Origin of the sequence: Fodinibius sediminis (assembly GCF_900182555.1) — a bacterium.
In the GTDB taxonomy this organism is placed as follows: domain Bacteria; phylum Bacteroidota; class Rhodothermia; order Balneolales; family Balneolaceae; genus Fodinibius; species Fodinibius sediminis.
The window spans coordinates 24,642-49,990 of sequence record NZ_FXTH01000010.1 but is presented as its reverse complement, the minus strand read 5'-3'; the positions used below and the strand labels follow the sequence as shown (position 1 = coordinate 49,990).

The window sequence follows — 25,349 nt, the reverse complement described above, 5'->3', positions numbered from 1 at the left end:
TGGGCATCCACCGGCTCATGGAAGAAACCTATGTGAAAGATTCGACAGCACGGGCATTTCTGGATGGAAATCAAAAAAGGCCCCGCTATGGTCTGCGGAGCCTTTTTTTCAAATGCAAGTAGTGAAGAAGCCTTACGTCTTCAATTTATTGCGATTTATTTATTCATCAGCTTGCGGAATTCTGCGAGTACAGAATGCACGTGATCAGCCGATGTGTCCATAAGTTGTTGTTCTTCGTTGTTTAAATCAACCTCAATTATCTCTTTAATTCCTCCTTCACCCAATTTTACGGGTACGCCCAAAAAGAGATCCTCGTGGCCATACTCACCGTTTAGATAGGCCGCACAGGGGAAGACGCGGTTCTGATCGAGCATGATAGCTTCCACCATTTGTGCCGCTGCCGCTCCGGGTGCATACCAGGCTGAGGTTCCCATCAGGTTGACCAGTTCGCCGCCCCCGCCTTTGGTGCGCTCGACGATTTCATTCAATGTATCCTCATCAATAAATTGTGTAACAGGCATTCCGGCGACGGTAGTAAATCGGGGAAGGGGAACCATCGTGTCTCCGTGTCCGCCCAGCAGCAGTGCCTGAATATCCTTCGGGGATACGTCCAGCTCTTCTGCCAGGAATGAGCGATAGCGCGCGGTATCCAGAATTCCGGCCATTCCCATAACCCGGTTGGAATCCAGTCCGCTGGTTTCATAGGCCACCTGGGCCATAACATCGAGCGGATTGGATACAATAATGAGAATAGTATCGGGCGAATGTTTAATCAGCTGCTCTGTGACGGACTGCACGATATTTGCATTCGTTTCCAGCAGATCGTCACGGCTCATCCCGGGACGACGCGGAACACCGGCTGTAATCACGCAGACATCCGAGCCGGCGGTATCTTCATAATCTACCGTGCCGGTAAGCTTGGTATCAAATTTATGAATGGGGGATGATTCCCACTGGTCAAGGGCCCGACCTTTTGAAGGATAAATTTTATCACCATTTTTTTCTTGCACGATATCAACCATCACAACCTCTTTGGCAAAGTCGCGCTGAGCAACGGCCATCGAAACCGTAGAACCGACATTGCCGCCGGCACCAACTACTGTTACTTTCATATTGACTAACTTTTTTATGTGTTAAAATTCGATATAAAGATAATGGTAAAATTACTGAATATCAGGATAAAGAAAATGGCGGGCACGACGCCGAAACGGACTGCCGCCGATTGAATTTTTCAGGCGCAGCTCTACAGGCGTTCCCTGGAATCCATCCCCCACATGAGCTTGTGGCGAAGAGTATCAAAATAGCTTTGGTTGGGCAGTTCGATAAGATCTATGGTAAAATTGGACCGCTTGATGTTGACTTCAAAGGGGTAGGAGGTGATCTCCTTTATCTGTCCGTCGTATGAGAACAGCACTTCGTGGTCTTGCTTCTGGACCTTTATTTTCAGCGACTTGTTTGAAGGCAGTACCAGCGGGCGTGTGGTCAGGGTATGCGGATTGATGGGGGTTAACACCATCACATTGGTATTCGGCATTACAATGGGTCCGCTCGAAGAGAGGTTATAGGCTGTGGAACCGGTAGGGGAGGCCACAATCAGTCCGTCGGCCCAATAATTATTGATAAACATGTCATCATATTCGGCACTGACGGTTACCATGGAGGTAGAATCTTTCTTGGCAAAAAGAAATTCATTTAAGGCATGGTAGATGGTCCCTTTATGATCTTCGGCTTCCAGGAGGTATCGTTTATCAATGCGGTAGTGTCCTTCTTTCAGGTTGTCCAGCGCCTGGGTAATATTCTCTTTCTGCGTGTAGGCCATAAAACCCAGCCGTCCGCTGTTAACGCCCAGGATGGGCTTTTGAATGTTTTTCATCAGGCGGGCGGTATAGAGCATCGTTCCATCGCCGCCAACGGCAATAATGATATCGGCCTGGTCGATGGCTGCCTGTTCACTGTCGGTGACAACGGCAGAGGGATGCTCCTCGCCCCGATAGAGTTCCTGCAGTTCGGAGCAGAAAATAATCTTGACGTCATGACTGTCGGCCCAGGAAAGAATATCGATGAAGGATTCTTTTACGGAATACTTCCTGGGGTTTGCTATTACCGCGAGTTTCATGAATATATACTTAAATGTTAGTCGGCTGGTAATTCGGTCTTGCGAAGGTTAATCCACCATGAATACCGGTTAGCGGCAAGATGCTGGATGTTTTGACGCTTGAGGGAATACTGTTGTATGGTAAAGCTGGCGACCTCGGGATGGCGGCTCCAATCCACGGTTGGAAGCAGTTCAGAATAACGGCTCATAAAAACGCCGGTTTGTTGTGTGGGGATGCGGACATCATTGATGGCAAGCATTCCGCCCTGGTTGGCAAGCAGTTCGGAAAGCTGTAGTAGAAAAGCCGTTGCATATGGATCTTCAGTTGCTGGCGCTTCTGTGTTCAGGCTGCCGGTCGGCGGGACATCTGCTTCTGTTTTCATATAGGATGTATCGGCTAGCAACGGACCGAACGGATCGAAAAGCGTCTCCCCATTATTTTGGGCAAGCTGAGCCAGGGCCGCTGCTTGTCCCTGAGAGAGGGAGGAGGAAAGGTGCCGCCGCAGGGTATATTGTATTTCACCGGCTTCTTCGAGTGCATAACGGTTTGCATAGGGCATTGCCAGGGACATGTCTGCTGATAATACCCGGCGTGCGAGCGACGGTCCCAGGGCCGGCAGAAAATGAATATCTCCCTCTTCGAGTGCCTGGAAAAGGGCCGATTCATTACTGCTTGAAATGACATCGACACGATTAAGTTGTACATCTGAGGCCCCGTAATAGTTGTTGAATTTTGAAAAGATGAAGCTGGAGTCACTGGACTGTTGAGACAAGGTGAAGGGACCGGAACCTACGGCTGCAAAGCTGTCAGTATTTCTTCTGGTGGCCTCCCGGGGATAGACCACGGCCAGAGGTGAGGCCAATTTTTGGAGAAAATCCGGGTCTGGTTCGTTTAACTCGAAAACCACCGTCGTATCGTCGGGGGTCCGGATGCCATTGATTTTATCCAGTGTTCTCAGACTGGGTTTATACAGCAACCGCTGTTCCCGGAAATAGGCGTCAAACCCTTCAATATTCATGAACAATTCAGCCGCATGGGGAGGAACGTCATTATGGGCCATCCGTTCGAATACAAACCGTACATCATTGGCTGTCAGTTTGCGTCCCGTCCCGCTTCCAAATACCTCGCTGTTGTGAAAAAAAACATCCGACCGTAAATGGAAGGTATATTGGCGACGGTCATTCGAGGAAGACCACTCCCGGGCAATGGCAGGCGTGATCGTCCCTGTTTCATCGAAACGAACCAATCCCTCGTACAGCAGTTGAATGGCCCGTGTCTCCGCGCTGTTGGTGGCAAGCAGCGGATCCAGGGATCTTATGGGCTCAAGTTCTCCTATATTGAGCTGTTGGAAACTGGCCGCCTGTCTTCCGGTCTGGGACTGATCGGTCGTATCACCAGCGGTGGCCGTTTCGGGATCCCGGTCAACGATAATGGTCTCGGGCTGTTTGCAGGCCATGGCGAGGACGAATATCAAAAGAAAAACAGACAGTCGTTTGGCAGTAGGGAGTAGTATCATTGTCCGGATAATTTTAAAGGAATGTTTGTGAACACTTCATCGAACGTCCTTATTTTAATAATGGATGGTATTTTTTGAATATCCATTGATGAAACAGCCTGTTGCAGAATCTGCAGAATCTGCCCCGGATCAAGCAACAGGTAATACGGGTTATCATTTTGTCCCCTTCAATCCCTTGATACCTTTGACTGCTTTTTCATTGAGCAGGTTGGTGTCGTAAGAACGTATGCGGCCCACCTTCTGCCGGTGCTGCTCCAGGGCTATGTCAATAAGCTTTAGCATTAATTCTTTCATATTCATTCCACTTTCTTCCCATAAATAGTAAGAAAAAGAACCGGGAATGGTGTTGATTTCATTGAAATAAACCTCGTCAGTATCGGTATTGACCAGGAAGTCGAGACGGGCCACTCCGCTGGCCCGAAAAATCTTGAATATATTGCGAGACATGGCCTGGATTTTCTGGGTGAGTTCATCAGATATATCGGCGGGGATAATGCGGTCTGCCGAGGCCATGCCTTTTTGCCCTCCTCCCTCATTTTGATACTTGTCTTCAAATGAAAGCAAGTCCTGTTGTCCCAGGGGGCGCTCGCAGACACTGGTCTGCATCTGTTCGGTGGTGCCAAGAATCGAACAGTTGATTTCCATCAGGGGGATCACTGCCTTTTCTATCATCAGGTTGTGATCGTATCGGAAGGCCATCTCTACAGCTTCGATCAACGCTTCTTCATCATCGGCTTTCGCGACCCCAATACTGCTGCCCAGTGTGGTGGGCTTCACCATAACAGGATATTGGAGTTTCTCGGCATAATAGAGTACGGATTTTTGGTCACGGACCCATTCACTTTCATAAAAGTCATATTCGTCGACAACGGGGATGTTATGGGCCCGGCAGAGTTCTTTGGCTTTTACCTTGTCCATGCCCAGGCTCGAAGCGAGAACATTACTTCCGGCATAGGGTATGTTATACATTTCGCAGGTTCCCTGAAAAGCCCCGTTTTCACCTTCCGACCCGTGGAAAGCAGGGATAACAGCGTGGATGGAATGTTGTTCAGGGGAAGAGAAGAAGCCGTTCTTCTCGGTTTCCCGGAGAATGGGTTTTCCCAGATCATCATGCCCGAAGCTACAGGAGGTAGCCTGCTTGACTAATGCATCCAAATCCTGGTAGTTTTCAAGATCCAGCAGGGGCGGGCCGGTCAGCCAGCGTCCCGATTTGGATATGTACAGCGGAATGATCGTATAGCTCGTATTCTTGAGCGAGGCAATCGCCTGCATGGCCGAGAGTACGGATACTTCATGTTCAGGTGAAATACCTCCAAAGGCAACAATAATATTTTGGCTACTCATAACATCTTATCATCATTAAGTTAAATCCCTCTAATGATAAGAAAAGATACCCTCAGATGTGAAGGAAATGACAGACGGGTGCTGCCCCGGGTTCGGCATTTCCATCCCGTCACCTGCCATACCGGCAGGAGCTTCGTGCGGCTGCTATTTTTTATTCTGGGCCATGTAATAAAGCTGCATAACGCGTAATTCGCTGTAACCAACAGATTTATCGAGCTTATTGTATACAATGCGCAGCATTCGCGCTCCAACATCGTCCATGACCTCCATCACCTCGTCACGCTTGCGTACGGAAAGGGAGGAGGCCGCGGCGATTCCCTCGGTTCTGAGGTCGTTGCCTTCTTCCAGGTAGGTCTTCAGGTGTTTGATGACTGTCACCTGCTTGACCCCGTGTTCCTCGGCCAGGTGGTCAATCGACTGCCCCTCATTGAAGGCCTCTCCCATCTGCTCGAATGTTTCCCCGGACGATTTTTTCTTCTTTTTCTTTAACGACTTACGGCGCGATTCCACTTCATTTTCATCACAGTATGTCCTGATCATCTTCAGAAAATCTTTCCCGTATTTCTTTTGTTTGACCGATCCGACGCCATAAATGGCGAGAAGATCTTCTTTATCCCGGGGGAAGTAATAGGCCATTTCCATGAGTGTAGTGTCGGGAAAAATAACATAGGGAGGGATGCCCTGCTGGTCGGCCATTTCCTTTCTCCTTTCACGAAGCTGCTCAAAAAGGTCCCGGTCGTAGTTATTTTCCACATCCGAGGAGGTACGATCAATGGCTTCGTCGCCAATAACGGTATCGGTGCGGTCGAGCACGCCAAACACATTTTCCTGCCCGTTCAATACGGCTTTGGCCTGTTCGGTAAACTGCAGCGAGCCGTGCTTTTCATCGCGACTCAGGTAGTTTTGTCGGACGAGCATACGCCCGAGTAAAATCCACTGTTCCTTGGCCCATTCGTTGCCAATATCATAAGTGGAAAGCTGATCATGCCCATTCTCGATGACTTTCTTGGCCTTCGATCCCCGCAATACATCCGCAATATGATAGGCCCCGAACTTTTGATCAGTGCGGGCTATACAGGAAAGGAATTTTTGGGATTGAACTGTCAGGTCTTCCACTTCGGCATCAACCGACAGACAATTGTCACACATGCCGCATTCGTCGTTTGGGTATGTTTCGCCGAAATACTTCATGAGTGGTTTCCGGCGGCATTCATCGGTTTCCAGGAATTTCATTAGATCCTTCAGGTGCTTTTCAGCTACCTTTTTTTCCTGGCCTTCTTTCTGGTTGATAAAATACTGAATTTTCTGCTTGTCGGACCTGCTGTAGAGCAGCAGGCAGTCGGAACGCAAGCCATCGCGGCCGGCCCGTCCGATTTGCTGGTAGTAGGATTCAATGTTCTTGGGCATGTCGTAGTGCATGACAAACCGTACGTTGGGCTTGTCAATTCCCATGCCGAAGGCGATGGTTGCCACGATAATCGAAATGTCATCCCTGATGAAGAGTTCCTGATTGCGGGCACGCACTTTCTTGGAAAGCCCCGCATGGTAGGGCTTCACCGAGTGCCCTTCTTTTTTTAGTTCGACATAGAGCTCCTCCACCTGCTTGCGGGAAAAGCAGTAAATAATCCCCGACTGCTTTTTCCGCGTATAGAGAAAATCAAGCGTCTGTTCAACGGGGTTGTCTTTGTCAGCGACCTTCAGAAAAAGGTTCTTTCGGTCAAAGCTGGCCAGAAATGTTTCGGAGTCGTCCAGTTCCAGGATGTCCTTGATATCCTGGCGTACGCGGGGGGTTGCCGTTGCCGTGAGGGCCAGGCAGGTTGCATCCGGAAAATCGCTCCGTACCTCGTTGAGCTGCCGGTATTCGGGACGGAAGTCGTGCCCCCATTCGGAGATGCAGTGAGCCTCGTCAATGGTAAACAGATCAACCTGCTGGTTGCTAAGCAGTTCGCGAGTCTGTGGCATGAGCAGCGTCTCAGGGGCCAGGTACAGCATTTTAACTTCACCGCGTTTAAGCCGGGCTACATTATCCTGGTACTGTTCAGGCGTCAGCGAGCTGTTCAGGTATATAGCCGGAATGTTAAACTGGCGCAGCTGTTCCACCTGGTCTTTCATAAGGGAGATGAGGGGAGATACGACAATCGTCAACCCGTCAAAAAGAAGCGCTGGGATCTGGTAGCAGAGCGACTTTCCCCCGCCTGTGGGCATGATGACCAAGGCATCCTCTTTGTTTAGGACCTGGGTGATGACATCCTCCTGTAGGGGACGAAACGTTTCGTACCCAAAAACATTATTCAGTTTCTTGCGTGCTTCTTTGATCATGGAGTACAAATAAATTTTGAAATGGGATAGAATGAATGATGATAGCACAGATTTCGGACCGGTGATGTCACCACCGGCCGAAATCTGTGCTATCCGGAAAAAGGGCGCTTCTTATGTCCTACGAGTAAAACTTATTTACTGAGATAGAGATTTTTAAATTCAAAAGGTTTTTTAAAGTGTTCGTCATTAAAATTCTCCATAAAGTAAATGGTTTCCCCGGTGGATTTCATTTCCGGGCCAAGTTCTTTCTTAACTTCGGGGAACTTATCGAAGGGAAAGACCGGCTCCTTAATGGCCCATTTGTCGAGAGTCGACGTCAGTTCTTCCGTACTGAAATCCTTTATTTTGGCCCCCAGCATCACTTTTACAGCAATCTGCGCTTCGGCACGTCCCGTCGCTTTGGCCAGGAATGGAATGGTGCGCGTTGAACGGGGGTTGGCTTCCAGCACGTACACCTCATCACCTTTGACGGCATACTGTACGTTCAGGAATCCTTTTATGTTCATGTTTGCCGCAATTTTTTCATGGTACGAGCGGATTTTATCCAGTGCGGTGTCGCTGAGTGAGTAAGTCGGGATGACGGCCGTGGAGTCGCCCGAATGGACGCCGGCCGGCTCGATGTGTTGCATAATACCGGATATATGCAGCTGTTCACCATCATAGACGGCGTCAACATCCACTTCAACCGCATGCTCCAGGAATTTGTCAATGAGGAAGGCATTTTCGGGATGCGTGGCGAGAACGCGTTCGGTGTAATATTCCAGCTCTTCCTGTTTTACGGCGATACGCATGCCCTGCCCGCCCAGTACGTAGCTGGGTCGGATGAGCACCGGGTAGCCGATGCGGTTGGCAATTTCGATTGCTCCATCCACATCCTCGGCTGTACCGTAGGAGGGGAAGGGGATATCCAGTTTTTTGAGAAACTCCGAGAAGGATCCGCGGTCTTCGGCAAAATTGATCATCTCAAAGTCGGTGCCGAAAATGTTGATGCCCTCTTCGACAAAGCGTTTTCCCAGTTTCAGGGCCGTCTGTCCACCCACCTGTAAAATAACGCCCTCGGGCTGCTCATGTTCATAGATATCCAGCACGCGTTCCCAGAAGACTGGTTCAAAATAGAGTTTGTCGGCGATGTCAAAGTCGGTGGAAACCGTTTCGGGGTTGCAGTTGACCATGATGGCCTCATAGCCCATATCCTGGGCCGCCTTGACGGCATGCACACAGGAGTAGTCGAACTCGATACCCTGGCCGATCCGATTGGGTCCGCTGCCCAGGATCATCACTTTTTTCTTGTCAGAGACCTCGCTTTCGTTTTCTCCCTCGTAAGCGGAATAGAAATAAGGGGTTTCGGCCGGGAATTCTGCCGCGCAAGTATCCACCACCTTGAAGGAGGGGGTCAGCCCCAGCTCCTTGCGCCGGGCCCGCACTTCCTCTTCGGTAACTTCACCATTACTCTGGCTGAGCATCCAGCTGATCTGTTCGTCGCCGAAACCAGCCTGCTTGAGCTCGTAGAAGTCCTCTTTTGATATATCCTTCAGGGATTGTCCCTCCGTACGATTTTCGAGGGAAACCATGTAGCGGATCTGTTGCAGAAACCAGGGATCGACCTTGGTGATATCAGCAATTTCTTCAACCGAAGCACCCAGCTTAAAGGCATTTCGTATATTCAGCATGCGATCCCAGTAAGGTTTGATGAGGCGTTCGCGCACATGCTTGCGATCCAGCTCCTCATAACCGTCGGCGCCCAGTCCCGCACGTCCAATTTCGAGCGACTGGAAGGCCTTGTTCAGCGCTTCGGGGAAATTGCGTCCAATGGACATGGCCTCCCCGACAGCTTTCATCTGTGTGGTAAGCTCTTCATCCACATTAGGGAACTTCTCAAAGTTAAACCGCGGCGTCTTGACAATGACGTAGTCAATAGAGGGCTCAAAGCATGCCGAAGTATTGCCGGTAATCGGGTTGGGCAGTTCGTCCAGGTTGTAGCCCACCGCCAGCTTGGTTGCTATCTTGGCAATGGGATAGCCGGTGGCCTTCGAGGCCAGGGCCGAGGAGCGGCTCACCCGGGGGTTGATCTCAATAGCTACATAGCGGTCGCTGCCCGGTTCAACAGCGAACTGCACATTGCAGCCCCCCGCAAAGGTTCCAATCGAGCGCATCATCTTAATAGCCGCATCGCGGAGCATCTGGAACTGTTTGTCGGTCAGGGTCTGAGAGGGGGCAACGGTTACCGAGTCGCCGGTATGCACGCCCATGGGGTCAATATTCTCCACCGTACAGATGATAACGACGTTATCATTGGGATCGCGCAGGAGCTCGAGCTCGTATTCTTTCCACCCGAAGATGGATTCCTCGATCAGCACCCGGTGTACAGGACTCATTTCCAGTCCGCGGCGTACTTTGCGTTCAAACTCATCTTCGCTCCATACGATGCCGCCGCCGGCGCCTCCCATGGTGAAGGAGGGGCGGATAACAATGGGCAGGCCGCCCAGTTCTTCGGTAATCTCTTTAGCTTCCAGCAGCGAATCGGCCGCCCGGCTGCGGCACTGGGGGATGTCAATTTCGTCCATCAGGTCTCGGAACTGCTGGCGGTCTTCGGTGATATCCACTGCAGCTATATCCACACCGATGATCTGAATTCCGTGGTCGCTCCAGTATCCTTCCTGCTGCAGGTCCCGGGCTAAATTAAGGCCCGTCTGGCCGCCCATGGTGGGCAGCACGGCGTCGGGATTTTCTTTCTCTACAATTTCCTTAATGGATTCGATGGTCAGCGGCTTCAGGTAAATTTCATCGGCCATCATCGGGTCTGTCATAATGGTCGCCGGATTGGAGTTGATCAGCACAACCCGGTAGCCGTCTTCTTTCAGGGAACGGCAGGCTTGTGATCCGGAATAATCAAATTCGCAGGCCTGGCCAATGACAATGGGTCCTGATCCGATAATGAGGATGGTATTAATGTCGTTACGTCGTGGCATTCTGGGTGTAGTTTTCTATTTTATTAATAGATTATGATTTTTGAAGGGACGCCACACAGGACGTCCGTGATTCGATGAATGGCTTAGGCCATTTCCTTTTTCCCTTCCTTAATCATGTCCAGGAATTGATTAAAAAGGTATCGGGAATCATGCGGACCGGGCGAGGCCTCGGGATGATACTGTACCGACATGCCGGGGAAATTTCTGAACCGCAGGCCCTCGATGGTTCCGTCATTCAGATTCTTGTGGGTGATTTCCACTTTCGATTCATCCAGCTCCTTTTCATCTACGGCAAAACCGTGGTTCTGCGTCGTGATTTCAACGAGCCCGGTCTCGAGGTTTTTTACCGGGTGATTGGCCCCCCGGTGGCCTACGAACATCTTTTTCGTTGAGATGCCTTCGGACAGAGCCATGAGCTGGTGTCCCAGGCAGATACCGAATATGGGTTTGCCCGTCTGCTTGGCATATTTGACTACATCCATGGCATATTCTGCGGTGGCAACGGGGTCGCCGGGACCGTTGCTGAAGAAGAAGCCATCGGGTTGCCACTGTTCCAGTTCTTTCTTGAAATCACCCTTCGCCGGGAAAATGCGCAGTGTGCAGCCTCGTTTCACAAAGTTGTCGATGATACTTTGCTTAATGCCGTAGTCAAAAGCTGCTATCTTGAAGGGGCCATCGCTGTGTACTGTTTGGGGCTCGGTGCGTGTCACTTCGGTAGCCAGTTCAAGCCCGACCATGTCTTCCCAGTTGCGGGCTTTTTCCACCAGGGCCTCTTCATCGAGTTCTTCGGATGAGATTACCGCATTCATTACACCCTTGGAACGGATGTGCCGTACCAGCTTGCGGGTATCGATGCCGCTGATGCCGACTACCTCATTCTGTTCCAAGTATTGCTGAAGGTTGCCATCGGCCTGGGGATTGCTGTGTTCCCATGAAAAGGAACGGACGATCAGCCCGGAGATCATGACCCGTCGTGCTTCGTCATCGCGGCTCATGGTTCCGTAATTGCCGATATGAGGATAAGTCATCATCATGAGCTGACCGTAGTAGCTGGGATCAGTAAATATTTCCTGGTAGCCAACCATGCTGGTGTTAAAACATAGTTCGCCGCCGGTGGTACCTTTTTTTCCGATAGCATAACCGTGTTCTACCGTGCCGTCGGAGAGGGCAATGATTGCTTTATCTCTGGGATACAGTGACATATTATTAAGGAATAAATCTTTTTGAGGGGTTCGAATTTTGATATAAAAAAAATCCGACAACCAATGAAGTGTCGGATTTCAGGAAAAGGGGAGGTGTGCTGACCATCGATAAATGGTCAAATATTTCATGTATGTATGGGAAGCTGAAAATGCTTCCGCCTGGTTTTAAAAGTGTTTGCTTGCAGGCCAAGTTTCGTTCGCTAATCCTCTATTATTAACATTACTGTGCTTTAAACCGCAATTCCAGCGCAAAACTGCATAAAGATACAAATCGAATAATTGAATTCCAATGAATTATTAAGCTAATTCCGATTTATTGCGAAGGCCGGGCCTGAATCAGAAATTCCCGGTTGCGGTAGACATACGATACCGACAGTTCGTTGGGGCGGCAGCATACCTGGCAATCTTCAATATATTCCTGTGTTTTGCCCTGTGATGGATCTACAAATGTTGTATTGATTTCGCCGCAGTAACTACAGGTGAAAGAAGGGGTATCGGTATTATCGGGTTTCATGGCGGGCATGACACACCTCATTGGTCAGTAAGTTGCAGTAAGAATTAATCTACATGCTTTTGATAAAAATTGAAAGCCCGGATGCTGCTAAAAATCATTGAGATGATCGCAATGAACCTGGAAAGCCGGGGTGATATTGCCGGCTGGTGTCGTTTTTTTCAATACGTCTTAGACTGTCTTGCGGGCTTGGGAAAGCACTTTGCCCAGCAAATAGCCGGTAAGGGTAGAGAAGCCCCCGGCCAGGCCACCGACAAGGACAGTGATTAGGATAACCAGCCATGGATGAGGCAAGCTGAAAAGATCGGCTATCCGGGTGACAAGGAGACCATCATTGGCAAGGTGGATATAAGTTGCCTGGACAAACCACAGAAGCCCAATTCCCAAAAAACCTGTACCGAAGGATGATCCGCCTGTTCTGCCCAGGGCTGCACCCAGGAGAATCGCAGGGACAGCTAGCGACCACCAGGGAAATATGAGACTTAGCAGCCAGGCCGACAGAGCAAGTAACAAAATTAAAATCATGGTTTTACAGCTGCCTTTATTGCATGTTGAGCATGTAGGTTACCGAGTCGTCACTGCTCGGCCTGTGTTTCATGAACCACAGCGGATAGAGCTTCCCACGGGTCCAGTCATCGATCATATTATCATAGTAGGGTGATCCGGGATTGCCGGATTGCCCTCCGGGATAAATGCCATATGCATCGATAGCCGGGCCCATTGCTACCACCATGCGCCAGGAGGGACCGTGATCTCCCCGTATCGCATTGATAGATTCTCTCGCTCCATCGGTAAAGATATTTGGTTGACCAAGGCCGGGTATTTGAGCGAGGTGATTAAGATTGGTATTGTTCACCTGTCCCCATTTCCAGCGGGGGCCCCGAGGGCCGAATTCCTTGGTGAGCTGCCGGAAGGCCCGGTGAAAAGAACGGTTGATCAGCATATTAAGGGTTTCCGACTCTTCGGTCGTAATGTTGTCATACCAGCTGAGGGTCGAATCGGTAAGCACAAGATGGGCAGTCTGGTCGCGGGCGGGCCGTTCCATGGGAAAGGATACCGCATGATACTCATCGTCCCAGATGGCATTGTCAAGGGCCTCCCACCAGTAGTGGAAGAGTGAGGGGGCGGAAAGTTCTCCATCATTGTTATAGTCCCATTCTGCAAGCGATGCAAGGGCCTCCCGTTTCAGGGGAGACAAGGTGTCTTTGCGGAGGTCCCGCAAAAGCCGGGGGAGCACCGTGGCAGCATGATAGCTGTAGGTATCCGTCTGGAGCTGCTGCAAATCCCGGGGCGTAATATTGTCCATAGCGGCGAGCCGGTCGTTGATACGCCGCCCTCTTTCATAGGGAGCAAAATCGTCATCGAGGTAATAGGGGTAGGCGTCGCCGGTTGGATCCTGGTTGGCCGAGCTTACAAACCCACGAGCCGGGTTCTTGACGGAAGGAATATGGTCAAAAGGAATCCATCCCTGCCAGTCGTACCGGGGATCGGAGCCATCACCGATAAAGCGACCCTGCCCGTTCCATTTAAGCGGATACTTTCCGGCAGCAGTAAGGGCGATGTTCGTGTGGTCGGCAAACACCCAGTTCTGTGCCGGACTGTCAAAGTGCGGCAGCGCTTCGCGGTAATCCTCATAGCTGCGGGCCTTGTTGAGCTCAAGAAAATAACGAAGTTCATTGGACCTTTTATGGGCAATCCATTGCATGGCGTGGTATCTGGGGATGCCGGGCCGCATCTTTTTACTGCCAGACGTCTGTACAACAGGACCATGATGCGTGTAGACGACCGTGTCTACCACGGCAGGTTCTCCTTTGATATTAATTTTCTCTACTCGCTGCGTGGTCGGACGCCAGGAGCCATTGTAGCGGTATTCAGCCAGCGTAGAGTCACGAAAGACAATTTCATACCAGTCCCAGACATCAGCGCTCACGTTGGTGGTACCCCAGGCGGTGTGTTCATTAAAGCCTACGATAACAGCAGGTGCGCCCGGCAGAGAGGCTCCCATGACATTTTGAGTGGGGCTGTGCAGCTGTATTGCATACCAGATGGAGGGAAGCGTCATATTCAGGTGAGGATCATTGGCAAGGATGGGATATCCGCTGGCCGTTTTAGAGCCACTGACAGCCCAGTTGTTGCTCCCGTTGTGCGGGTCCGGCCGGAAGGGAGGGATCTTTGTGGCAATGGACGGTTTGAATACAGTGTCGGGCTGCTGAATGGGAACCGGAAGGAAATCCCATTTTTGATCGGGGGGAATGACGGGGGCATTGAGCGGAGGGTCAATATCCAGGACCTGTCGGATAAAGGAGCTTCCCAGGTACGCCCTCGTATTACTCATCTGAAGGTCATGATGGTGGCCTGCCAGGGTATATGTCATACTTTTGAGGAGTAATGCTGTCTTCAGCGGGCTCCATGGTTCGGGCCGGTAGTCGAGAAGTTTATATTCCAGGGAATATTCAGCAGGATTGAGTTCATTTATCCGGGCGTTGACACCTGCCGCATAGGCCTTGACGGCACGGGCCGTTTCGGGATGTTCGACTAAACCGCTCAGTGCCTGTTCGGCAGCACAGCCCATGCCAATGCGTCGCCGGTACCGATCATATTCAAGCATCGAGGGGCCTATAATCTCGGAAAGTCGTCCCGCGGCTGCATAAGTCTGAAATTCCATCTGCCAAAGGCGGTCCCGTGCAGTGACATATCCCTGGGCGTAATAAAGATCATCGTCGTTTTGGGCAAAAATGTGGGGGATACCGAGCGAATCGTAGTAAACAGATACGGTTTCGGTCAGGGCTCCGCCGGGCATATCGAGCTGCAGGTCGCTTTTCTGGCTGGTGACGGCATTTGCCCAGAAGCCGGCAGAGGGACTAAAAAACGGACCCAGGGGTGGAGTGGGTCCGAAGGCAATGGACAACAACCAAAACAGCAGGAGGGTTGTTGCCGCTGAAATCAACAGTTGGGTCAGGTTTCTGGCCATAAGATGTAATGATCAGTTTTAAAAAATCCGGCCCCGGCCCGGCGAGGTGGAGACGGCTACCAGAGCAGCATTTTCATGCAAAAGACACTTCCTCCGCTCTTCATAAACTCATAAGTGCTGACTTCATGAACCGCAAAGCCGGCATCCCTCAGGTTCTTGGTGACGTTGGTGGCACCCTGCTGGATTATCACATTACGGCCGTCAGGACAGCAGGCATTACAGGCAAAGAGTTCTTCGGCTTCATACTTGGAGGCTTCAATGACCTGGTCGAATATTGTGTGAATCATGCCGAGGCCCTGGTCGGTAAACGCTTCGGGATATATCAGGGCCGTATGCTCATCCAGAATACAGAAACAGGTATCCAGGTGGTAAAACGATTCATCCACCAGCTCAAGCGTGATAATCGGTATGCCGAAGGTGTCGGAAATCATTTGATAGGCATCCAGTGAAGAGCGGAATCCATGGCCTCCCCACAGCAGGCGTCTGCCGGTGTGCCAAATTGCATCTCCGCAGCCTTCGAAGTCGCGAATCTTTTCCTCGTCCAGGAAGTGCAGTTCGTAACCACGCTGGCGATACCATTGTTCAAAATAAGGGACTTCTTTTTTGCGCTGTTCTGCATGCATAATACTCATGAATACATGCCGGTTACCGTCTTCGTCACGGTAGGGCAGGCTTTGATTGGCGCAGAAGACCATGTCGGGCAGGCCTTCCTGGTCTTCCATAATGTGTATCTTCATACCGATTTGATCGAACAGTGACTGCACTAGGGTCCACTCATTCTGGGCTTCAATTTTATCCACGTTACCGACTTGATCCGCCATATGCGGATTAATCACATAATCGACGGAAAAATGCAGGGGGCGGACCATCAGAACCTCCTTCGGCAGAGGCATGGAAGGGATATCGTCTATGCTGAAAGAGAGTTCTTCGGCAGAGGTTATGAGTTGGGCCATGTCGGTTGAATGATAACGTGAGTTAAGGAAGAAAAGGCTCAGGCTGTGAGCCCATTGTGGTACACAAGATAATCATTTGTCGGAAAGAATAAACTATGGCGGGTAGACGTTTTTGGAGCATTGGGCAGGTGCCTGTACCGGTCTGAAAATGGTGAAGCTCAGGGCGCACGCCCTGGATATGAGAGGTCCCGCCCGGCCATATTTGTGATCCCCTCGTAAATAAACTGGATGGAGAGAACCGAAAGAATAACACCCAGGAAACGGCGCAGGATTTCATCACCGGTTCTTCCATACCTTTTTTAAGGTATTGCGAGGTCAGCATCAGTATGAGTGTGAGCAGGCAGACCGCAAGGATGGCCGAAAGTACGGCAATATTCCCTTCCACCGTAGCGGTCTTAGAAAAGAGCAGTATGGACAAGGTGAGAGACCCTGGCCCGGCCAGCAGCGGGATAGACATTGAAAAGACCGAGATGACAAAGAAACCGGTCAGGGCATTAAGAAAGACGGCGAAATCCAGGGCTGGGAATTGTGTCGAACAGTTAGGGGGGATTATCCAGGTCTGTTCAGGGAGGCGTGTGTCAAGTTACGTCGGACTTGAGCAACAGCTTGTTAAGCAGTCCGGGGGCCCATCGTTTCAAATAGACGCCCACAATTTCCTTTCCGCCGATATAAATTTCGTTTTTTCCCCTGGAAATTTTAGGAAGCAGCTTTTCGGCGAATGCATCCGGGGACAGGCCATCCTGTTGCCCCTTGCCCATTTTGTTGTGTCTGCTGCCGTCGCCTTCCAGCATGTTCCTGGTTACATCGGTTTTTACAAAGCCGGGACAAACCAGTGTTACCCTGATATTATGTTCATGCACTTCCTGCCTCAGAGAATCAAAATAACCGTGAAGGGCGTGCTTGGATGCGGCATAGCTGGATCGAAGCCGGGTGCCGAATTTCCCCATGACGCTGCTGGTGACGACAATATGTCCCGATTGGCGTTCAATCATTGAGGGGAGGAGGGCTTTGGTGAGGGCCACAGAGCCAAAGAAATTCACCTCCATCACCTTCCGGAGTACCTCGAAGTTTGTATCAACAGCCAGGGAGCGCTGGCTGATGCCCCCGTTGTTAAACAGGTAGTCGATATCCCCATAGCGATCTAGCGCTTGCTGGGCTTTCTTCTCCAGGGTATCCGTGGCGGCCAGGTCCAGCGGCAGTACCTGGATGTGGGCAGGATCGCCCGCGCATTTTTCTTTTACCTCTTTCAGGGCCTCCTCTCGCCGCGAGGAGAGGATGAGTTTGGCTCCCCGGTTGCTGAGGGCGTAGGCCAGGGCTTCGCCAATACCCGAGGAGGCACCGGTAATCCAGGCAACGTTATTTTCAAAGGGCATAAGTGCGATGGTTTGTGGGTTTCTAACAATTGAAATAAAATGGTGAAACAAGCGCAGCATGACAAGGTTCATTTTATAAATGACCTTCCGGTTCAGATACTCTGTAAAGTTTGCTATCTTACCAACGAATTTTGATCCGATGCTGTTTTGACCTGTTTTACTGTAACTAAAATTATTTGATGTGAAACCCAGACATAGCATACTGTTAGTAGAGGATGAAGAAGAATCGGCCGAAATGCTGGCTAATTTTCTGGAAATGAATGATTACGAGGTTCTGGTTGCTCATGAAGGGAATCGGGCGCTGGAGCTTATTGAGCAGCATGCGGGCGAAATACATCTGGCGATCCTGGATATTATGGTGCCTAATGTGGACGGCAAGGAGATCTGTCGCCATATCCGCAAGCATCCGGTGCTGAACGACATCCCTGTTATTTTTCTGACGGCCAGGGACGAGGAGAAGGATGAGATTGAAGGGCTTGAGCTCGGGGCGGACGACTATATTCCCAAACCGGCGAGCCTGAACCTGGTGAAGGCGCATGTGGAGTCGCTGCTGAGGCGCCAAAATCCCCAAAAGGCCAATTGGTTGCAGTATGGAGATACCTACCTGGACACAGAGGCCAAGGAGCTGTATGTTGAGGATGAGAAGGTTGATCTTACCTCCACGGAGTATACCCTCATTGAGCTCTTCTACAAAAATCCAAAACGGGTGTACACCCGGCAGGAGATCCTGGAGCATATTACCGAAGACGATCGATTTGTCTTTGACCGGACGGTGGATGTGCATGTCAAGAACCTGAGGTTGAAGATGAAGGGAGCCGGTGAGATCATCAAAACCTACCGTGGCATTGGTTACGGGCTTAACCGTGAGATTGTGAAGGTGTAAAAGGAGTGTTGAGATGTTGCTGATGTGACTATATTCCATCCTTTTCCTTCCCCGAAAAGCGTGTTCCTGAACTTGACTGCCAATGCCATTAAGTACTTTAAGCCAGACTCAAAATCTGAGATAAGCAGTCAATTCAAAGTTGAGCAGGGACCAAAAAATGATTGTAGAGGATAATGGACTGGGGATGGATCTGAAGAAGATAAAAGATGATTTACTCGGCTTGAATCAAACTTTTCACGATAATAACGACTCCAAGGGGGGTAGCCTTTATTTGGTACATCGTCAGATGACAAATTTTGACGGGAAAATTGATGTTGAGGGTCAGCCGGACAAAGGAACACAATTCATTATTAATTTTCGTTGAGTCTGCCCTCTTGTGCTTCCCGGCTATGAATGTAAATATGAACTCCTGAAACACGAATTGTATATGAGCATACGCTCCAAACTGGCGTGGACCTTTATTCTGCTGTTGATTTTCGGTATTACATCCATCAGCAGCTATTCGATCCTTTTTATCAGGGATTACCTGCTTGAAGAGGGCCGAACGGAGATGGAGCGCGATACCCGCTGGCTGGCCGTTACCATCTCCAATCTGACCGGCAGCAGTGAATTCAAGCAGCGGTTTGCTGAAGCAGCTCAGACCTCGGGGTACCAGCTGGCCCTCTACGATTCCTCCGGGCGGCTGCTCAACAGCTACCTGAAAGAGGATACGACTTTTATTCCTGATCAGCGGTTGGCGCCGCAGATCAGGGATACCCTGGAGGAAGGCGGAGGAATCCCCTTGCTTCCCCGTAATACCAGTGCGGAAGTGTTGACCAGCTATATCCGACTGCCGCACACCGGAAACGGGTTGTATTACCTGCAGGCCGCCCAGCTCAAGGATGAGATCTATGCGCCCATTAAAACCATCCGCTGGATCATCTATTACGGAATGTTTATTTCGGTTGGCCTCATCATCCTGGTCAGTATCTGGATGTCGCGCTATCTTACCAAGCCTATTACCCAGATAAAAAATGCGGCCCGCGATATTGCTGAAGGGGATGTGGACCGGGAGATCGATATACGCCGAAGTGATGAATTTGGCACCCTGGCAACTTCGCTTAACCAGATGGCATCGAAGCTGCGGGCCGATACTGAACAGATCAAGCGGTTTGCGGAAAAACAGCGCCAGTTTTTTGCCGACATCACCCACGAAGTCCGGAATCCGTTGCATACCATCTCCGGGGCGCTGGAAATGCTGGAGCTTGACAAGTTGTCTCCCTCCAAAAGACAGAAATATATTGCCACTGCCAAAAAGCAGACAGAGCGTATTTCACACCTGTTCAAGGATCTTAAAACGCTGCAGCGCTACGATTCGGATGAATACTTTGTTGAAATGCAGGAGTTTGATCTTGCCACCGTTGCCCGGCATATGCAGGACTGGTATGGCGAAAAAGCCGCAGAGAAGGGAATTGACCTGGAATTGGACCGGCATTCCTGCAATGTGCTGGGCGACCCCGGAAAAATTGAGCAGGTGCTTGACAACCTGGTATCAAATGCCCTGAAGTATACGAACAAGGGGAGTGTGACAATGACCTATGAGACCGTTGGCGACCGGGTGGTCCTCTCCGTGCAGGACAGTGGCATTGGTATTTCGGATGAGCACCTGGATCGGTTGTTTGATCGGTTTTATCGTACCGACAAGGCGCGTTCAAGAGACAAGGGGGGAACCGGGCTGGGCCTGGCGGTGGTTAAAAGCATCCTCAATGCCCATAATTCCGATATTAATGTGGAGAGCACCGTGGGCAGCGGTACCAAATTCTGGTTCGAGCTGCCAAAGGGATAGGCACAAGGGTCAAAATCTGTTTCATACGGTTTAGCGGACTGTTTACGGGGGACAGGGTGTGGAATAGTTAGACTCGTTCTAAATATAATTAGTACCCTTTTCTTCAAACTCTCTTCATAAAAAATGAATTTATTAACTGTGATAATATCGAAGTTTCCACTTTATCAAGAACATAAACAAGGCTTTTACTTGCCGGAGATTAATACAAGGTTTAGATGTCTCAAGACGAAAAACGAATTGGTGTAGTATTGATGAATCTCGGTGGGCCTACTGCTGATTATGCAGTTCGCCCCTTTTTGTATAATCTTTTCCGTGATGAGGATATCATCAAGCTGGGCGGTGGAAGGTTTCAGGATTTTTTCGCGAATATAATTTCTAAATTTCGTGCTCCCGCCGTGCAGGAGGATTATGAGGAGATCAATGGGTGCCCGCGGGGTTGTATGGGTAACAAGCACTGCCTGAATCGCAAGAACAGTATTGTATCGACCTGCTGCTCGCCCATTAATAGCCTGACAGAGAAGCAGCGCCGGGGATTGGAGAAGCATTTTAAGAAGCTAATGCCCGACCATTTTGTGAAGGTCTATACCTGCATGCGCTACTGGCTGCCCTTTGCCGAGACGACCATGGAGGATATGGTCGAGGATAGCATCACACATGCTGTGATGGTGCCGCTATACCCACAGTTTTCGTGGACAACCACCGGCAGCAGCTTCCGCGACTGGGAGACCAAGCGAGAAGATAAATTCGGAGAGCATACCCCGTGGAAAGAATTCCATGTCAAAAATTACCACCTTGACGAGGATTACCTGGCCGCCATGAACGACCGCATCGATGAGGCCCTGGCGGGAATGGAGGAGGAGACGCGCAGGAAGACACATTTTATTTTCAGTGCCCACGGAACCCCGCTCCTGGAAGTGAAAAGCGGCGATCCCTATACCTCTGAGATCAACCAGACGATGGAGGCGATCATGGAACGGCGCGGCTACGACTATGACTACTGGCTGGGATACCAGTCGAAGGTGGGGCCGCAGAAATGGACCCAGCCCAATACGGCGGAGCTGGTGGAGCGTCACATTGAATACGGCATCAAAAACTTCTTGATGATCCCCATTGCGTTTGTCACAGATCATATTGAAACGCTGTATGAACTGGGGGTTGAGCTGGCAGAGGATCTGGAAGAGGAGGGATATGAATATGAAAACATCACGGTGATGCCGGGCATTAACGATCATCCCCGCTATATCCAGGCCCTGGCGAACCAGGTACTGGATAAAATGGATCATGAACTTGATGTTGAATCAGGTGCAAATTCTGAATCTGAAAAGGTTTCAGCTTGAAAGATGTCCGTAGATCGACCTAAAATATCAGACTTTTGCGTCGTCGGGGTCAACCACTGGGAGGCCACCATCGATGTGCGCGAGCGTTTCAGTTTGACAGAAGCACAGAAAAAGGAACTCATACGGGGAGCCGGACGTGAGGGAATCAACAGCTTGTTCGTGATCTCAACCTGTAACCGTACGGAACTCTTTGCCCAGGACGCTACGCCCCAGGAAATTATACGATTGCTCATAACGTATTCGAATGCCAGCCTGGAAGAATTCCATAACTATGGCTTCGAGAAGGAGGGCCGGCGGGCCATAGAACATCTGTTCCAGGTCACAGTAGGGCTTGACTCCCAAATTCTGGGCGACCTGCAGGTTGTGAAACAGATCAAGGAAGCATATGAGCTGGCCAGTAATATGGATGCGGTTGATGGAGAACTTCATCGCCTGATGCAGCATGTATTCCGGGCACACAAACGATCCCGCAATGAGACCTCGCTGGGCGAAGGGGCGGCCACCACGGCCTATGCCGCCGTAAAATTCGCCATTGAAACCTTTGATAATCTGAAGGATAAGAATATTCTTCTTGTCGGTACAGGCAAAATCGGCAAGGTCACCTGTAAAAATCTGATTAATCTCGGTGCGAGGAAGTTGACGCTGATTAATCGAACCCGCAACCGGGCAGAATTCGTGGCCGATAAATATGACTTGCAGGTAGCTGATATGGCCAGGCTGCCACAGGAAATTGCGGACGCGGATCTTGTCATCGTAGCGACGGGATCCAAAAAGCCGGTCATTACGCTGGATGATATGAAACCCTCCCTGCTGGATCCCGCTTTCAAGGTGATGGTTGATTTGTCAGTTCCCCGCAACATCGATCCTGAAATAGCCGATCTGAATTTTGTAGACCTGGCAAATATGGACTTCCTGACGGATGTGACCGACGAGGCTTACCGCAGACGGGAAGAGAATATACCGCTGGTGAAAAAAATCATTGAGGATGAGTTGACGGATTACCAGAACTGGCTCAGCAAGCAGAAGGTGGTGCCCACGATCAAGGCCCTGACTGCGAAGTTTGATGCCATCCGTGAAGATGAATTTGATTTCTTCAAAAATAAGATTTCTGAGACTGATAAGGATAAAGTGGAGAATTTGACGCGTCGCATTGTCAATAAGATTGCTGCTTATTCCATAGAGCACCTGCGCGACCATCATGAATCGGAGCAGGTGACCAGGGTTGTACACGATATGTTTAAGCTGGAAATCAACACTGATAATGAATAGGCAAGCCACCATTCGTATTGGCACACGTGACAGCGAACTTGCTACCTGGCAGGCAAAGCAGGTAGCGAAGGAACTTCAAGAGCTCGGTCATGAAACTGAGCTTGTTTTTGTTAAATCGGAAGGCGATCTGGATTTGACCACCCCACTTACCGAAATGGGTGGCAAAGGGGTTTTCACCAAGGCGCTTGATGATGCCCAGCTTAATCATGTAATTGATATTGCGGTGCATTCCTTCAAGGACTTGCCAACTGAAAATCCCCTGCCGCTTAAAGTGGCCGCTGTCATGGAGCGGGCCGACCCCCGGGATTCACTGGTGGCACCCGCCGGCACGGACTTCCTGGAGGATACCTCGTACCGGGCTACCATTGCCACCAGCAGCAACAGGCGGCGTGCCCAGTGGCTGCATCGCTACCCCCACCATGAGATTGTGAACATCCGGGGAAATGTAAATACAAGGCTTGAGAAGGTGCATGCTAATGACTGGGACGGGGCTATTTTTGCCGCGGCAGGACTTCAGCGCATTGATCTGGGGCATCACATCAGTGAATATCTCGACTGGATGGTTTCAGCAGCGGCACAGGGTGCCATGGCAGTCATGATCCGTGACGGTGATTCCAAGATGGAAAACATCGTTTCGCAACTCAATCACGACAAAACGGCCCTGTGCACTGCCGTCGAGCGTGATTTTCTGCATGATATGGAAGCCGGATGCAGCGCGCCCGTCGGAGCCTTTGCGGTTATTGATGATGAAGAGCTTCATTTCAAGGCTGTGGCCCTGACCCTGGACGGCCGGAAACAGTATGATTTTGAGAAGCGCGTTTCCGTTGGGAAGGCCGGTGATCTGGGACACGCCGCTGCACAGGCACTGCTACGCCAAGGAGCCGGAAAGATCATTGAGGAAATGAGATCGGAGTAATTTGAGGTAGTTTGACAAGGTATGAGACAAGCCAAACGGAATATTTTAGTTACACGACCGCTATCAGCACAGCAATTGGAATATGCCCGTATATTAGGACTGGAGCCGATCATAGAACCAGCCCTCGAGTTTCATTTTCCCCATTACTGGGATGAGGTGCTCAGGGTGATAAATGAGCATCCGAAATCCGACTGGGTTTTTACAAGTGCCAATGGGGTTAAGGCCCTTAAGGAGCTGATGAACAGTGGATTACAGGTACGCCCGGAAACACAGCTTTTTGCGGTGGGGGCCAAAACCCGCGAAGCGCTGCAGGACCTGGGGCTGGATGCCAAAATTCCCCGCAAAGAAAATGGCAAGCATTTGGCCGAGCTGATTATCAAGGAGGGAAAAATTAATTCGGTTATCTACTTTCACGGCAATTTAAGTCGGGACGAAATGACGGATCGGCTTGGTGAAGAAGGTATTGAAGTTATTGAGCTGGAAGTCTACGAAACGGTAATCAACCCCGTTGAGGTGCCCGGCCGCCCCATTGCCGGAATCCTTTTTTACAGCCCCAGTGCTGTTGAAGGATTTGCCCGTGGAGCGGGTTTTGAAGACGACCTTCCCCCGCTTTTCGCCATTGGTCCCACCACCGCCAAAGCACTGAAGGAGCATACCGACCAGCAGGTGGAAATTGCGGGCCGGCCCGATACGGAGGTGCTGCTGCGGCTCACGGCCGACTACCTATTCAACCAGTCCGAGGATCACATTACCCGCGAAGACAGGGGCTGATCGCGGAGAAACAAATCTTTATCAACCAAAGTATTTATGGATCATAATTTTCCTGCACTCAAGAATGATTTACTGCTTCGCACCCTGCGGGGGGAAGAGGTGGAACGCCCGCCGGTTTGGATGATGCGACAGGCGGGGCGTTACCTTCCACAGTATATGAAGCTTCGCAAAAAATATACTTTTTTCGAGCGCGTGGAAACGCCGGCGCTGGCCTGTGAGATCACCATCCAGCCTATCGATGAACTGGAGCCCGATGCAGCCATCATCTTTTCGGATATCCTGACAGTGCCCCAGGCGCTTGGTATTGATGTGGACCTCGTCAAGGGCAAGGGGCCGGTAATGGGCAATCCCATACGAAGCGTGGATGATGCCTTTGCCATCCTGGCCGAGGATGTCCCCGGAAAGCTCAGCCACGTGATGGAGGCTATTACACTTACGCGGAACGAGCTGAATGGACGCGTGCCGCTGATTGGTTTTGCCGGTGCGCCGTGGACGCTCTTCTGTTACATGGTGCAGGGCGAGGGATCAAAGAACTTTGCCAGGGCCAAAGCCTTTATGTATCAGCATCCGGATGCGGCACGACATGTTATGAAAGAGCTGACCAAGGCTACAATTGATTACCTTAAAGCACAGGTGGCCGCCGGTGCTCAGGTGGTGCAGGTTTTCGACTCGTGGGCGGGACTGCTGGGTCCGGAGGATTTTAATGAATGGGCCATGCCGTACCTGATGGAAATATGTGCGGCCGTTGATGAGGTTCCGGTGATCCTGTTTGCCAAGGGAAGCTGGTATGCCCTTGAGCGACTCAGTTTCAAGAGCAACGCTTCTGCTCTGGGTGTTGACTGGACCGTCACCCCGGAGTATGCACGTGAGGCTACTCGCGGAAACATTGTGCTGCAGGGTAATTTTGATCCGTCGAAGCTGATGATGCCGGCGGAGGAGATCAGGCGGCAGGTCAAGCGGATGATCGATCGCTTCGGCCCACAGAATTATATTGCCAACCTCGGGCACGGCATCCTGCCCAATATTCCCGTAGATCATGCCCGGGCATTTGTGGATGCCGTGAAGGAATACGAAGCAAAATAAACCATTGATGT

At 50.6% G+C, this 25,349-nt stretch carries 21 protein-coding genes; 8 read left to right on the top strand and 13 right to left on the bottom strand.

Annotation, left to right across the window (positions count from 1 at the left end; genetic code table 11):
- Positions 1–155: 155 nt before the first annotated feature.
- The 13 genes from mdh to FN808_RS11825 all read right to left on the bottom strand — a co-directional run bounded on the left by mdh (position 156) and on the right by FN808_RS11825 (position 17,254).
- Positions 156–1,112: a malate dehydrogenase gene (gene mdh, locus FN808_RS11885; protein ID WP_142714822.1), complete on the bottom strand. Its 957-nt coding sequence runs from the start codon at positions 1,110–1,112 to the stop codon at positions 156–158.
- Between the two features lie 131 nt (positions 1,113–1,243).
- Positions 1,244–2,116, bottom strand: a complete 873-nt coding sequence (locus FN808_RS11880; protein WP_142714821.1) for an NAD(+)/NADH kinase — start codon at positions 2,114–2,116, stop codon at positions 1,244–1,246.
- Positions 2,117–2,133: 17 nt separating this feature from the next.
- Complete coding sequence (locus FN808_RS11875) at positions 2,134–3,612, bottom strand: ABC transporter substrate-binding protein (RefSeq protein ID WP_142714820.1); 1,479 nt, start codon at positions 3,610–3,612, stop codon at positions 2,134–2,136.
- A gap of 153 nt (positions 3,613–3,765) precedes the next feature.
- Complete coding sequence (locus FN808_RS11870; protein WP_142714819.1) at positions 3,766–4,956, bottom strand: D-alanine--D-alanine ligase family protein; 1,191 nt, start codon at positions 4,954–4,956, stop codon at positions 3,766–3,768.
- 144 nt (positions 4,957–5,100) lie between these two features.
- Positions 5,101–7,275 (bottom strand): DNA helicase RecQ, encoded by a 2,175-nt coding sequence (gene recQ / locus FN808_RS11865; RefSeq protein ID WP_142714818.1) that lies wholly within the window; start codon positions 7,273–7,275, stop codon positions 5,101–5,103.
- Positions 7,276–7,406: 131 nt separating this feature from the next.
- Complete coding sequence (carB, locus tag FN808_RS11860) at positions 7,407–10,244, bottom strand: carbamoyl-phosphate synthase large subunit (RefSeq protein ID WP_142714817.1); 2,838 nt, start codon at positions 10,242–10,244, stop codon at positions 7,407–7,409.
- A gap of 83 nt (positions 10,245–10,327) precedes the next feature.
- A complete protein-coding gene (gene carA, locus FN808_RS11855) occupies positions 10,328–11,446 on the bottom strand; it encodes a glutamine-hydrolyzing carbamoyl-phosphate synthase small subunit (RefSeq protein ID WP_142714816.1) in 1,119 nt (372 codons plus the stop codon).
- Positions 11,447–11,759: 313 nt separating this feature from the next.
- The gene (locus FN808_RS11850; protein ID WP_221930030.1) at positions 11,760–11,969 is read right to left on the bottom strand and encodes a CPXCG motif-containing cysteine-rich protein; all 210 of its coding nucleotides are present in this window, start codon (positions 11,967–11,969) and stop codon (positions 11,760–11,762) included.
- A gap of 159 nt (positions 11,970–12,128) precedes the next feature.
- The gene (locus FN808_RS11845; RefSeq protein ID WP_185958372.1) at positions 12,129–12,470 is read right to left on the bottom strand and encodes a hypothetical protein; all 342 of its coding nucleotides are present in this window, start codon (positions 12,468–12,470) and stop codon (positions 12,129–12,131) included.
- Between the two features lie 28 nt (positions 12,471–12,498).
- Positions 12,499–14,928 (bottom strand): penicillin acylase family protein, encoded by a 2,430-nt coding sequence (locus FN808_RS11840; RefSeq protein WP_142714814.1) that lies wholly within the window; start codon positions 14,926–14,928, stop codon positions 12,499–12,501.
- Positions 14,929–14,984: 56 nt separating this feature from the next.
- Complete coding sequence (locus FN808_RS11835; protein WP_142714813.1) at positions 14,985–15,881, bottom strand: dimethylarginine dimethylaminohydrolase family protein; 897 nt, start codon at positions 15,879–15,881, stop codon at positions 14,985–14,987.
- A gap of 22 nt (positions 15,882–15,903) precedes the next feature.
- Positions 15,904–16,338, bottom strand: a complete 435-nt coding sequence (locus FN808_RS19460) for a MarC family protein (RefSeq protein ID WP_221930029.1) — start codon at positions 16,336–16,338, stop codon at positions 15,904–15,906.
- Positions 16,339–16,459: 121 nt separating this feature from the next.
- Complete coding sequence (locus FN808_RS11825; RefSeq protein WP_142714812.1) at positions 16,460–17,254, bottom strand: SDR family oxidoreductase; 795 nt, start codon at positions 17,252–17,254, stop codon at positions 16,460–16,462.
- Positions 17,255–17,435: 181 nt separating this feature from the next.
- Between FN808_RS11825 and FN808_RS11820 the strand changes: the two genes are divergently transcribed.
- The 8 genes from FN808_RS11820 to hemE all read left to right on the top strand — a co-directional run bounded on the left by FN808_RS11820 (position 17,436) and on the right by hemE (position 25,338).
- A complete protein-coding gene (locus tag FN808_RS11820; protein ID WP_142714811.1) occupies positions 17,436–18,137 on the top strand; it encodes a response regulator transcription factor in 702 nt (233 codons plus the stop codon).
- 157 nt (positions 18,138–18,294) lie between these two features.
- On the top strand, positions 18,295–18,501 hold the full coding sequence (locus tag FN808_RS11815) for an ATP-binding protein (RefSeq protein ID WP_142714810.1): 207 nt from the start codon (positions 18,295–18,297) through the stop codon (positions 18,499–18,501).
- A gap of 63 nt (positions 18,502–18,564) precedes the next feature.
- Complete coding sequence (locus FN808_RS11810; RefSeq protein WP_142714809.1) at positions 18,565–19,962, top strand: sensor histidine kinase; 1,398 nt, start codon at positions 18,565–18,567, stop codon at positions 19,960–19,962.
- Positions 19,963–20,177: 215 nt separating this feature from the next.
- Positions 20,178–21,299 carry a ferrochelatase gene (gene hemH / locus FN808_RS11805; protein ID WP_142714808.1) on the top strand — a complete coding sequence of 374 codons (1,122 nt, stop codon included), beginning with the start codon at positions 20,178–20,180 and terminating at the stop codon, positions 21,297–21,299.
- Between the two features lie 3 nt (positions 21,300–21,302).
- On the top strand, positions 21,303–22,568 hold the full coding sequence (gene hemA / locus FN808_RS11800; protein WP_142714807.1) for a glutamyl-tRNA reductase: 1,266 nt from the start codon (positions 21,303–21,305) through the stop codon (positions 22,566–22,568).
- Positions 22,561–23,484 carry a hydroxymethylbilane synthase gene (hemC, locus tag FN808_RS11795; protein WP_142714806.1) on the top strand — a complete coding sequence of 308 codons (924 nt, stop codon included), beginning with the start codon at positions 22,561–22,563 and terminating at the stop codon, positions 23,482–23,484. Before hemA ends, hemC begins: the two co-directional genes overlap by 8 nt.
- A 21-nt stretch (positions 23,485–23,505) precedes the next feature.
- Positions 23,506–24,255, top strand: coding sequence for a uroporphyrinogen-III synthase (locus FN808_RS11790; protein WP_142714805.1), 750 nt, complete (start codon positions 23,506–23,508; stop codon positions 24,253–24,255).
- A 36-nt stretch (positions 24,256–24,291) separates the two neighbouring features.
- Positions 24,292–25,338 carry a uroporphyrinogen decarboxylase gene (hemE, locus tag FN808_RS11785; protein WP_142714804.1) on the top strand — a complete coding sequence of 349 codons (1,047 nt, stop codon included), beginning with the start codon at positions 24,292–24,294 and terminating at the stop codon, positions 25,336–25,338.
- Positions 25,339–25,349 lie beyond the last annotated feature (11 nt).

Bases quoted from the DNA above. Each gene is read 5' to 3' on its own strand.
- FN808_RS19460 (WP_221930029.1), bottom strand. From the start codon at position 16,338: ATGTCTATCCCGCTGCTGGCCGGGCCAGGGTCTCTCACCTTGTCCATA.
- FN808_RS11840 (WP_142714814.1), bottom strand. From the start codon at position 14,928: ATGGCCAGAAACCTGACCCAACTGTTGATTTCAGCGGCAACAACCCTC.
- carA (WP_142714816.1), bottom strand. From the start codon at position 11,446: ATGTCACTGTATCCCAGAGATAAAGCAATCATTGCCCTCTCCGACGGC.
- hemC (WP_142714806.1), top strand. From the start codon at position 22,561: ATGAATAGGCAAGCCACCATTCGTATTGGCACACGTGACAGCGAACTT.
- carB (WP_142714817.1), bottom strand. From the start codon at position 10,244: ATGCCACGACGTAACGACATTAATACCATCCTCATTATCGGATCAGGA.
- hemA (WP_142714807.1), top strand. From the start codon at position 21,303: ATGTCCGTAGATCGACCTAAAATATCAGACTTTTGCGTCGTCGGGGTC.
- mdh (WP_142714822.1), bottom strand. From the start codon at position 1,112: ATGAAAGTAACAGTAGTTGGTGCCGGCGGCAATGTCGGTTCTACGGTT.
- hemE (WP_142714804.1), top strand. From the start codon at position 24,292: ATGGATCATAATTTTCCTGCACTCAAGAATGATTTACTGCTTCGCACC.
- FN808_RS11880 (WP_142714821.1), bottom strand. From the start codon at position 2,116: ATGAAACTCGCGGTAATAGCAAACCCCAGGAAGTATTCCGTAAAAGAA.
- FN808_RS11810 (WP_142714809.1), top strand. From the start codon at position 18,565: ATGAGCATACGCTCCAAACTGGCGTGGACCTTTATTCTGCTGTTGATT.
- recQ (WP_142714818.1), bottom strand. From the start codon at position 7,275: ATGATCAAAGAAGCACGCAAGAAACTGAATAATGTTTTTGGGTACGAA.
- FN808_RS11850 (WP_221930030.1), bottom strand. From the start codon at position 11,969: ATGCCCGCCATGAAACCCGATAATACCGATACCCCTTCTTTCACCTGT.
- FN808_RS11870 (WP_142714819.1), bottom strand. From the start codon at position 4,956: ATGAGTAGCCAAAATATTATTGTTGCCTTTGGAGGTATTTCACCTGAA.
- FN808_RS11790 (WP_142714805.1), top strand. From the start codon at position 23,506: ATGAGACAAGCCAAACGGAATATTTTAGTTACACGACCGCTATCAGCA.
- FN808_RS11875 (WP_142714820.1), bottom strand. From the start codon at position 3,612: ATGATACTACTCCCTACTGCCAAACGACTGTCTGTTTTTCTTTTGATA.
- FN808_RS11815 (WP_142714810.1), top strand. From the start codon at position 18,295: ATGATTGTAGAGGATAATGGACTGGGGATGGATCTGAAGAAGATAAAA.
- hemH (WP_142714808.1), top strand. From the start codon at position 20,178: ATGTCTCAAGACGAAAAACGAATTGGTGTAGTATTGATGAATCTCGGT.
- FN808_RS11835 (WP_142714813.1), bottom strand. From the start codon at position 15,881: ATGGCCCAACTCATAACCTCTGCCGAAGAACTCTCTTTCAGCATAGAC.
- FN808_RS11825 (WP_142714812.1), bottom strand. From the start codon at position 17,254: ATGCCCTTTGAAAATAACGTTGCCTGGATTACCGGTGCCTCCTCGGGT.